Genomic DNA, 9,049 nt, shown 5'->3' with positions numbered 1-9,049 from the left:
CTGACTCAGTGTTTCGCTATTGCGCTCTGCCGTGTCAGTGGATGCGCATTATAGGGAGATTCTGAAACACCGCAAGGGCTTTTGGTAATAAAAACACAAAAAAAAGATCGCTTGATGAGTTTTTCATCAAAAGCGATCTTTTTTAATCAATTAATACTGTCTTAGGCCTATTTAGCTTGCTCTAACTCAATATAATTAGCGCTATTATTGGAATTGCTGCAAGAACTCTATAGCATTTTCATCATCCCAATCTACATATGTACGAACATATGCCACCAATTCGCCTTCTTTATTCAAGATAAAGGTAGCTGGAATTGTATCTAATGGGAATACTTCACGTAGATTCTGTTTTGCATCATAGTAAGAGTTAAACGAAGGTAAGCCAATTGACTCTAAAAAAGGGCTGACTTGCTTCTTGCCTTCTGCATCTATCGAAATTGGCATCAATACAAAGTCATCTTTACTCAACGTTTGCTCTAAACGATCCAAAGCTGGTAGTTCTCTTACACAAGGTGGGCACCATGTGGCCCACATATTCACAATAACGACTTTTCCTTTATGTTCTTCAAAATCGACTTCTTTACCTTCTGCATCATTGAATCCAATGTGTGCAATTGGAAAAGGATTCTCAAGGACATTTATTTTGTCCAGTGTAGAATTGCTTACATGCTGCTGTTGCTTTTCCATTCCAGGATAAGCATTAACAGTGAAAGTCACTGCTAATGCACTGAGCATGATCGCTTTGATCATGATATTCATTACTTATCATCCAGACTTTGTTTATTTTTCAACAAAGCTTCTAACTCATTACGATCAGCATCAGTCATTTCTGGTGCAGCAGTTGATTTACCACGTTGCTTACGAACTACAACGAGTGCTACATATAGTGCAATCAACATTAGAACAAATGGACCAAGCCACAGAATGTAAGTTTTAGGATCAAGTCTTGGCTTATAAAGAACAAAGTCACCATAGCGGCTTGTCATAAAATCGACAATTTCATCATTACTCTTGCCATCATCTACCATTGTGTAAACCTCAAGACGTAAATCTTGGGCAACTGGTGAGTTAGAATCAATTAAATTTTGATTTTGACATTGTGGGCAACGTAATTCATGCGCCAAACTTAATGCACGTTTTTGGTTATCAGCTGACTTAAATTCATATGTATCAACTGGTGTTGCCATGACATTGAAAGCCAAAACTAAACTTGCCATGAAGCCAACAAGTATTTTAAATGTCTTCATTCTTAAACTCCATCTTGTTTCGCTTCAGCTTGCAACTCTTGGATCATTGGATAAAGCGTTTCGCTCCATACATTCCTGTCAATAGGACCTGCATAGCGGAAACGAATAATGCCGTTATGATCAACAATAAAACTTTCTGGTGCTCCATAAACCCCAAGGTCTAAACCTAAGCGTCCATCTTTATCAAAAATATTAAGCGTATAAGGATCACCTTCACGGCTTAACTCTCTAATTGCTGGAGCACGCTCATCACGATAGTTAACACCGTAAATCGGTAAAATGTTTTGACGCGCTAACATCATTAAATACGGATGTTCATACTTACAAGCTGGGCACCAAGTTGCCCATACATTAATAAGTGACACTTCGCCTTTAAGATTTTCCTGCGTTAGCATTTCACCCGGTGTTTCGAGACGTTCAAGTTGGAAAGCCGGAACCGGCTTTCCTTCTAGTGCTGAATCGAGCTTTTGCGGATTTAAGAATAACCCCTGATATAGAAAAACTCCCATCCCCAAAAACAATACCAATGGTATAAACAGCACCAACTTTTTCATATTTTCTCCAATAAATTAAGCAGTCGCTAATTTCGCTTCTTTAGTGTCATCTTTCGCGGTTTTAGTTTCTTTCACGCGGTAGCGTTTATCTGATGCAGCTAAGAAACCACCGACCATCATGAAGATAGAACCAATCCAAATCCAACGAACAAACGGCTTGTAATTAAGACGTACTGCAAACTGAGTCATACTTAATGGGTCACCCATAGTGACATAAAGGTCACGGAATAAGCCCCAATCAATACCAGCTTCAGTCATGTCCATTGTACGTACATTATATTGACGACGATCTGGTCTTAATAATGTGACAAACTTGTCATCTTGATAAACTTCTATCTGACCTTGCTGGGCAGTGTAGTTTGGACCGACAACATTTTTAGTTTCAATGTAGTTAAAGGTATAACCAGCTAACTCTTCGCTGATACCTGGGCCCATACGTACGCTTTTCTCAATCGAGTAGTTTGACACCATAGTCGCACCAACGATTGAAACTGCAATACCCATGTGCGCAATTAGCATACCCGTTTCACTACGACCAATCTTATTCAGAGTAAATTTACCATTTATGTCTGTAAGCAGGTTATAAGCCGCTCTGAATGTTGCAAGTGAAACCCAAGTTGCCATACCGATACCAAATACAACCCAAAGGTTTAATTCGTTGCCAGCAATGAAAGGCGTTGCTAAACCAACTACTGCTGCAACAATTGCAGGGATAAGTAACTGACGTTTCAATTCACCCGCTTTAGATTTCTTCCAGCGAATAATTGGACCAATACCCATAAAGCCAAATAGTACTAATACGATTGGTACGAATACAGAGTTAAAATATGGAGGTCCTACAGAAATCTTACCCATACCTAATGCATCAATTAACAGTGGGTATAGCGTACCAAGTAAAACGGTACCTGCTGCCACAGTGAGTAGAACATTACAGACTAATAAGAATGTTTCTTTAGATTTTAATTCAAATCGTGCAGGGCTACTCATTTCACTTGCTCGTAGTGCGAACAAGGTTAAGGAGCCACCGATAGCTAAACCAAGCAATAGTAGAATGAACATACCACGGCTAGGATCTGCTGCGAATGAATGAACTGATGTTAGTACACCTGAACGCACGATAAATGTACCTAACAAGCTTAATGAGAAAGCAAAGATAGATAGCAATACTGTCCAGTTACGGAATGCGCCACGCTTTTCAGTCACGATTAATGAATGAACAAGTGCGGTACCAATTAACCAAGGCATGAATGATGCATTTTCAACTGGATCCCAGAACCACCATCCGCCCCAACCTAGCTCGTAGTATGCCCACCAAGAACCTAGAGAAATACCACCTGTTAGGAATACCCAAGCAGCTAATGTCCAAGGACGAGACCATCTTGCCCAAGCTGAATCTAAACGGCCACTCATAAGCGCTGCAATAGCAAATGCGAAACTAACCGCAAAACCGACATAACCTAGATAAAGCATTGGAGGATGGAAAATAAGCCCTACGTCTTGCAACATTGGGTTTAAGTCACGACCTTCCATAGGAATTGGGAAAATACGCTCGAAAGGACTAGAGGTCAGGATCATGAATAATGAGAACCCAACAATGACCATTGCAAGTACTGCGAGTACGCGTGCAATGAACACTTCTTCCATACCTTTACTAAAGGTTGCAACCGCAGCTGCCCAAACCGTTAGAGAGAATACCCAGAAAAGTAATGAACCTTCGTGGCCACCCCATACAGCTGCAATTTTAAAGAAAATTGGTAGTTGTGAGTTGGAGTGATTTGCGACATAAGCCACAGAGAAGTCATCAACAGCAAAGCTATAGCCTAGGGTGATGACAGAAAGAGTGATAAAAAAGAACATACCGTAACAAATAGGCCAAGCATATCTTACGAGATACTGGTCTTTACGGGCTGCACCAAATAACGGCACGGTCATCAATAGAATGGCGAATGCCAAACCAATAATGAGCGAGAAGTGTCCAAGTTCAGGGATCATGGGTATTCCTCAATTTTAAAAAAGTTGTTCAAGCCATATAAAGGCTAAACAACGCATATCTATCATAATGCTTTAAAACAGTGATATTAACATTAGCTAATACGAATTTGCTTATATTTTAGTAGTTGCTGTTGTTTATGTCTGCCACTTTCGTGCAAAACTGGGTGACTTGTCTCATTCTCAAAAAAATAGAGAGTAAAAACACCCAGTTATCAACTGTTGAACATAGGACATAAAAAGTTCATTTAAGTTTCGTTTGTTTTTTTTATAGGTGATTAATCTGTGAACCAGTGCCCAACTATGACGATTCTGGTTCGGTTATATCGTATATTACTGTTCAATGAATCATCTTTACGTATAATCTAACTTCAAGTCAGGCGGCTAATCCGCTCTGTTTTTTCAGCAACCTAAAAGTGAATATTGAAACAATGACCACATTTTGGATATTTATTGCTCTTGTCGTCGTAATCAGTTTAATGCTGATTTGGGTCCCACATTTTCGTCAGCAAAAAATGTTAGCTGCTGAAGAATCAGGCGTACGTAAGCAAACAAACCTTGAACTATTTAACGAACGTGCAGCTATTCTAGAAAAAGAACTAGAAGATGGCTTATTAGATCAAACTGAGTTTGATGCACTAAAGAAAGAGCTTGAAATCGGCTTATTGCAAGATATGAAGCAAGATGGCGATGACTCTCTTGATACGAAAATTCAAGCTAAAGGGATCTTATGGCCATCATTTATGACCGTTTGTATTCTAGCTATTTCAGCGTACCTCTATCAATCATTAGGTGCTTACGAAGAGCTTGCTAACCCTCCACAAGCAGAGGCTAGCCCACATCAAGGCATGAGCAGCGAGCAAATTATGGCTCAACGCGTACAGATGATGGAGCAGCAAGTACAAGCAGATCCTGAAAACAGCCAAGCTTGGTTTAGCTTAGGTCATGCTTATATTTCAGCTAATCAATTTGATCAAGCAATTGCTTCATTTGATAAAGTGATGGAATTAGTCGGTACTGCAGCAGAATTACTTGGGCCTAAAGCAACGGCAATGTATTACAAGAATGGCCAAGAAATGAATCCTCAAATTCAGGCATTGGTTGATCAGTCACTGGCATTAGACGCACAAGACCCATCAACATTACTACTTGTTGGTATGGACTCATTCTTTACCGCTGATTACCAAGCAGCAATCAACGCATGGCAAACTATTTTAGATAGTGGCCGCAGTGACATTGATCGCACAGCAGTAATGAATGCAATCGAATCTGCTAACATGCGTATTCAAGCTGAAACAGGCGAAATGCCAAATGACAGCAACCACAACCCAATGACGCAAGCTGCAACAACAGCTAAAACCGTTGATGTTGAAATTGCGATTTCACCAGAATTAGCTGATCAAGTTAGCTCTACTGATATGGTATTTATCTTTGCACGTTCAACGCAAGGACCTAAAGTACCTTTAGCTGCAACTAAAATCAGTGCTAACAGCCTTCCTGTTACGGTGACATTAGATGACTCAACTTCAATGGGTGGTGACGTTAAACTTAGCAGTGCCCAAAATGTTGAAATTATCGCAGTGTTATCTAAGCATGGTAGTGTGAAAGCGCAAACTGGAGACTTGAAAGGTGTTGTTGCATCTGTTGCAGTCGGTGAAGAAGCTAAACTAATGCTTGATACTGTTGTTCAATAAACAGTTTTTATAGACATTAAAAAACCGGCTAGTAGCCGGTTTTTTTATGAGTATCTAAAATTACTTAGACATGAACTCAATCGCTTTTTGGTAATCTTCATCAGTACAATCAGTACACATACCACCTGGAGGCATAGCGCCTTTACCAGTTTTAATTGTAGAAATTAGTGTGTCCATACCCGCCGCTAAACGAGGCTCCCATGCAGCAGCATCGTGCGCTTTTGGTGCACCAGCAACTCCCATGCTGTGACATACTTGACACGCTTTGTTGTAAACTGCTTCGCCATCTTGAGCGAAAACGTTTGTAGACAAAGTCAATGCAGCAACTGCAGTCATTGCTAATAATTTTTTCATGTTCATCGTTCCTAATGCAAATAAATTCAAAGCTCAATGCCACCTTTCAAAGCAGGTAGACTTATTAAATCGTCATCAGATTACTACAAACTTCAATAAAACTCACCTTTTTGTGATAAGAATCTCACCTTCATACTCAAATTAAGACAATAAAACTGTATTGAGTAATATATTAGAGAATCATGAAAAAGTTCACATTAGATGTATTTTATTGGAACCACTTCAAATACCTAGCACATAGATGGGTTGAATGCTAAACCCTTAATTGTGTTTATGATAATATTGATTTTGTATTCATCCTCAACACGTAAAAAGAGGGCTCAGTGACAGACAACAATCAGCAGCAAGTTTTAGTCAGGGCAAATGAACTGACGTGCATTCGTGAAGACCGTATTCTGTTTGATCAATTAAGCTTCGAAATTAATGCAGGTGATATTGTCCAAATTGAAGGCCCTAATGGTGCTGGTAAAACCAGCCTGTTGCGCATTATTGCTGGCTTATCTCGACCTTATGCTGGCGAGATTCAGTATATTGATACCGATATCAATCAATGTCGTGACGAGTTTAATGAAGATTTACTTTATCTTGGACACCTCGCTGGTGTTAAAAGCGAGTTAACAGCAAATGAAAACCTTAACTTCAATTTAAGGTTAAGTGGATATAATGATTTTGATAGTTATGATTTGCTCGCCAAAGTTAACTTAGGTGGCTTCGAAGAGGCTCTCGCTGGACATTTATCAGCAGGCCAACACAGAAGAACAGCCCTAGCCCGTCTCTGGCACACCAATTGTCGAATCTGGATCCTTGATGAACCATTTACAGCAATTGATAAAAAAGGTGTAGAAGAGTTGGAACAATTGTTTATTAAGCACACTCAAAGTGGTGGTTGCGTTATTATGACGACACACCAAGATATGAGTCTCATCACTGATGAAGTGCTTCGTAAGATCAAACTAGACTATCGCTTCGTATAAGGTACAACAATGAAAAGAGGCATCAGTTACACCCAAGCATTTCTGACATTGTTGCAGCGTGATTTAAAAATTGCGATTAGGCATCGTGGGGATATTTTTAATCCACTTTTATTCTTTGTCTTAGTCGTGACACTATTTCCTTTAGGAATTGGACCAGAACCACAGGTTCTGTCACGCGTTGCACCAGGTATCATATGGGTTGCTGCATTATTGGCATCCATGTTGTCACTAGAGCGATTATTTAAAGCAGATTTTAATGATGGTAGCTTAGAGCAGATGCTACTAAGCCCACAGCCTTTACCAATATTGGTATTATCAAAAGTATTGGCTCACTGGATTTTAACTGGTGTACCATTGATATTAGTAGCACCTTTATTAGCAGTCTTGTTACATTTAGAAAGTAATAGCTATACTGCACTCATATTAACGCTAACTGTGGGCACGCCCGTATTATCGTTACTTGGTGCAATTGGTGTGGCGTTAACTGTTGGGTTACGCAAGGGTGGAGTATTACTTAGCTTATTAATTTTGCCACTGTATATACCCGTACTAATTTTTGCTACCAGCGCTATTGATGCTGCTGGTTTAAATTTACCTTATACCGGACAACTTGCCATTATTGGCGCCATGTTGGTCGGATCATTAATTATGGCACCATTTGCAATTGGTGCTTCATTACGAGTGAGTACAAACTGATATGTGGAAATGGCTTCATTCATACGCTGATCCCGAGCGTGCATACAAACTAGCATCAACGCTTTTACCTTGGTTTGCGTTTTCTGCCATCTTATTGATAAGTGTTGGAACCATCTGGGGAATGTTATTTGCCCCAATGGATTACCAACAAGGCGAGAGCTTCAGAATTATTTATATTCACGTGCCATCTGCTTCAATGTCTATGGCCGCATATATGGCGATGGCATCAGCCTCATTTGTCGGTATCGTTTGGCAAATTAAAACGGCTGACTGGGTAGCTGCATCAATTGCACCTATTGGCGCCGTCATTACCTTTATTGCGCTATTAACTGGTGCTGCATGGGGTAAACCTATGTGGGGCACATGGTGGGTTTGGGATGCACGCTTAACATCAGAACTAGTGCTATTATTCTTATACCTTGGTGTTATTTCTCTTTATGCATCATTTGAAGATAAAGTGCTTGCAGCTCGTGCAGCAGGCATATTAGCCATCGTTGGTGTTATTAATATCCCAATCATTAAATACTCAGTTGATTGGTGGAGTAGCTTACACCAACCAGCCACCATCAAAATCACAGAAAAATCAGCTATGCCAATGGAAATGTTAGCGCCGCTGCTTATCAATATATTCGGTTTTGGCTTAATGATTGGTGCAATCACTTTGGTGCGCTATAAAGCAGAAATTTTAGCAAGAAATGGCATGCGCCCTTGGGTTAGAGAATTAGCAAAAGCGGAGGCATCTAAATGATCCAGTTCGAATCATTGTCAGAATTTTTAAATATGGGCGGTTATGCATTTTATGTATGGTTGTCATACGGTGTTACCTTCGGAAGCTTAGGGATCTTATTATTCTTAAGCCTTCGCCAGAAAAGATCCGTCTTACTCGAGATATCTAAAAAGATGGAACGAGAAGACCGCCTTAAAGAAACTAGGAGTAGTAGATAGTGAACTCTAGACGTAAAAAAAGACTCACACTTGCCGTCGCATTAATTGCAGGTGTAGCAGGTATCGCATCATTACTTTTGTATGCATTAAACTCTAACTTAAACTTATTTTTTACCCCTTACGAAATTGTAAACGGTAAAAAAGACACTGGTGAAAAGCCTGAAATTGGTCAGCGTATTCGAGTAGGTGGAATGGTAACTGTTGGAACAATGGTTAGAGATCCAGAAAGCTTGCACGTAGAATTTGAAATTCATGATGCTTTTGGTGGTGCAATTACTGTTACTTTTGATGACTTACTGCCTGATTTATTCCGTGAAGGACAAGGTATTGTCGCTCAAGGCGTATTAATCAAGCCTGACACTATCGAAGCAACTGAAGTACTGGCGAAGCATGATGAAAACTACATGCCTCCAGAAGTTGCTGAAGCCATGGGTCAAACTCATGAGAAGCTAGACTACTCTGAGCAAAAACAAACTGAAGGTTACAAATACCAATAAGTTTTAACGTTCATACTAGAATGCCAATCAATCGATTGGCATTTTTTTTATCTACTGAACGGCCAGCATTTCCAAATTATATTTCTACCATTTCATTTG

At 39.8% G+C, this 9,049-nt stretch carries 11 protein-coding genes; 6 read left to right on the top strand and 5 right to left on the bottom strand.

Features of this window, described 5'->3' with window-relative positions:
* Positions 1–204 precede the first annotated feature (204 nt).
* The 4 genes from LMH66_RS18595 to LMH66_RS18580 are packed head-to-tail and all read right to left on the bottom strand — an operon-like array spanning position 205 to position 3,793.
* Positions 205–759, bottom strand: a complete 555-nt coding sequence (locus tag LMH66_RS18595) for a TlpA family protein disulfide reductase (RefSeq protein WP_229372195.1) — start codon at positions 757–759, stop codon at positions 205–207.
* Complete coding sequence (nrfF, locus tag LMH66_RS18590; RefSeq protein ID WP_102529599.1) at positions 759–1,247, bottom strand: heme lyase NrfEFG subunit NrfF; 489 nt, start codon at positions 1,245–1,247, stop codon at positions 759–761. Before nrfF ends, LMH66_RS18595 begins: the two co-directional genes overlap by 1 nt.
* Positions 1,248–1,249: 2 nt before the next feature.
* On the bottom strand, positions 1,250–1,801 hold the full coding sequence (locus LMH66_RS18585; protein ID WP_102529600.1) for a DsbE family thiol:disulfide interchange protein: 552 nt from the start codon (positions 1,799–1,801) through the stop codon (positions 1,250–1,252).
* Positions 1,802–1,816: 15 nt separating this feature from the next.
* Entirely contained in the window at positions 1,817–3,793 is a 1,977-nt protein-coding gene (locus tag LMH66_RS18580) for a heme lyase CcmF/NrfE family subunit (protein ID WP_229372193.1), read from the bottom strand.
* 428 nt (positions 3,794–4,221) lie between these two features.
* On the opposite strand from LMH66_RS18580, the gene ccmI reads away from it, so the two are divergent.
* On the top strand, positions 4,222–5,484 hold the full coding sequence (ccmI, locus tag LMH66_RS18575) for a c-type cytochrome biogenesis protein CcmI (protein WP_229372197.1): 1,263 nt from the start codon (positions 4,222–4,224) through the stop codon (positions 5,482–5,484).
* 60 nt (positions 5,485–5,544) lie between these two features.
* On the opposite strand, the gene LMH66_RS18570 is transcribed toward ccmI, so the two are convergent.
* Complete coding sequence (locus LMH66_RS18570; RefSeq protein WP_102529603.1) at positions 5,545–5,838, bottom strand: c-type cytochrome; 294 nt, start codon at positions 5,836–5,838, stop codon at positions 5,545–5,547.
* Positions 5,839–6,161: 323 nt separating this feature from the next.
* On the opposite strand from LMH66_RS18570, the gene ccmA reads away from it, so the two are divergent.
* The 5 genes from ccmA to ccmE are packed head-to-tail and all read left to right on the top strand — an operon-like array spanning position 6,162 to position 8,950.
* Entirely contained in the window at positions 6,162–6,812 is a 651-nt protein-coding gene (gene ccmA, locus LMH66_RS18565; protein WP_102529604.1) for a cytochrome c biogenesis heme-transporting ATPase CcmA, read from the top strand.
* Positions 6,813–6,821: 9 nt separating this feature from the next.
* On the top strand, positions 6,822–7,508 hold the full coding sequence (gene ccmB / locus LMH66_RS18560) for a heme exporter protein CcmB (protein ID WP_102529605.1): 687 nt from the start codon (positions 6,822–6,824) through the stop codon (positions 7,506–7,508).
* Between the two features lies 1 nt (position 7,509).
* Positions 7,510–8,256 carry a heme ABC transporter permease gene (locus LMH66_RS18555; RefSeq protein ID WP_102529606.1) on the top strand — a complete coding sequence of 249 codons (747 nt, stop codon included), beginning with the start codon at positions 7,510–7,512 and terminating at the stop codon, positions 8,254–8,256.
* Complete coding sequence (gene ccmD / locus LMH66_RS18550) at positions 8,256–8,453, top strand: heme exporter protein CcmD (RefSeq protein ID WP_102529608.1); 198 nt, start codon at positions 8,256–8,258, stop codon at positions 8,451–8,453. Before LMH66_RS18555 ends, ccmD begins: the two co-directional genes overlap by 1 nt.
* Entirely contained in the window at positions 8,453–8,950 is a 498-nt protein-coding gene (ccmE, locus tag LMH66_RS18545) for a cytochrome c maturation protein CcmE (RefSeq protein WP_102529607.1), read from the top strand. Before ccmD ends, ccmE begins: the two co-directional genes overlap by 1 nt.
* Positions 8,951–9,049: the final 99 nt, after the last annotated feature.

The organism is Shewanella sp. 10N.7, assembly GCF_020806285.1.
In the GTDB taxonomy this organism is placed as follows: Bacteria; Pseudomonadota; Gammaproteobacteria; order Enterobacterales; family Shewanellaceae; genus Shewanella; species Shewanella electrodiphila.
The sequence above is the reverse complement of the archived record's forward strand: the minus strand, read 5'-3'. Positions and strand labels throughout refer to the sequence as shown.

Excerpts from the sequence above, each read along its gene's own strand:
- LMH66_RS18595 (WP_229372195.1), bottom strand. The coding sequence starts at position 759 with ATGAATATCATGATCAAAGCGATCATGCTCAGTGCATTAGCAGTGACT.
- nrfF (WP_102529599.1), bottom strand. The coding sequence starts at position 1,247 with ATGAAGACATTTAAAATACTTGTTGGCTTCATGGCAAGTTTAGTTTTG.
- LMH66_RS18585 (WP_102529600.1), bottom strand. The coding sequence starts at position 1,801 with ATGAAAAAGTTGGTGCTGTTTATACCATTGGTATTGTTTTTGGGGATG.
- LMH66_RS18580 (WP_229372193.1), bottom strand. The coding sequence starts at position 3,793 with ATGATCCCTGAACTTGGACACTTCTCGCTCATTATTGGTTTGGCATTC.
- ccmI (WP_229372197.1), top strand. The coding sequence starts at position 4,222 with ATGACCACATTTTGGATATTTATTGCTCTTGTCGTCGTAATCAGTTTA.
- LMH66_RS18570 (WP_102529603.1), bottom strand. The coding sequence starts at position 5,838 with ATGAAAAAATTATTAGCAATGACTGCAGTTGCTGCATTGACTTTGTCT.
- ccmB (WP_102529605.1), top strand. The coding sequence starts at position 6,822 with ATGAAAAGAGGCATCAGTTACACCCAAGCATTTCTGACATTGTTGCAG.
- LMH66_RS18555 (WP_102529606.1), top strand. The coding sequence starts at position 7,510 with ATGTGGAAATGGCTTCATTCATACGCTGATCCCGAGCGTGCATACAAA.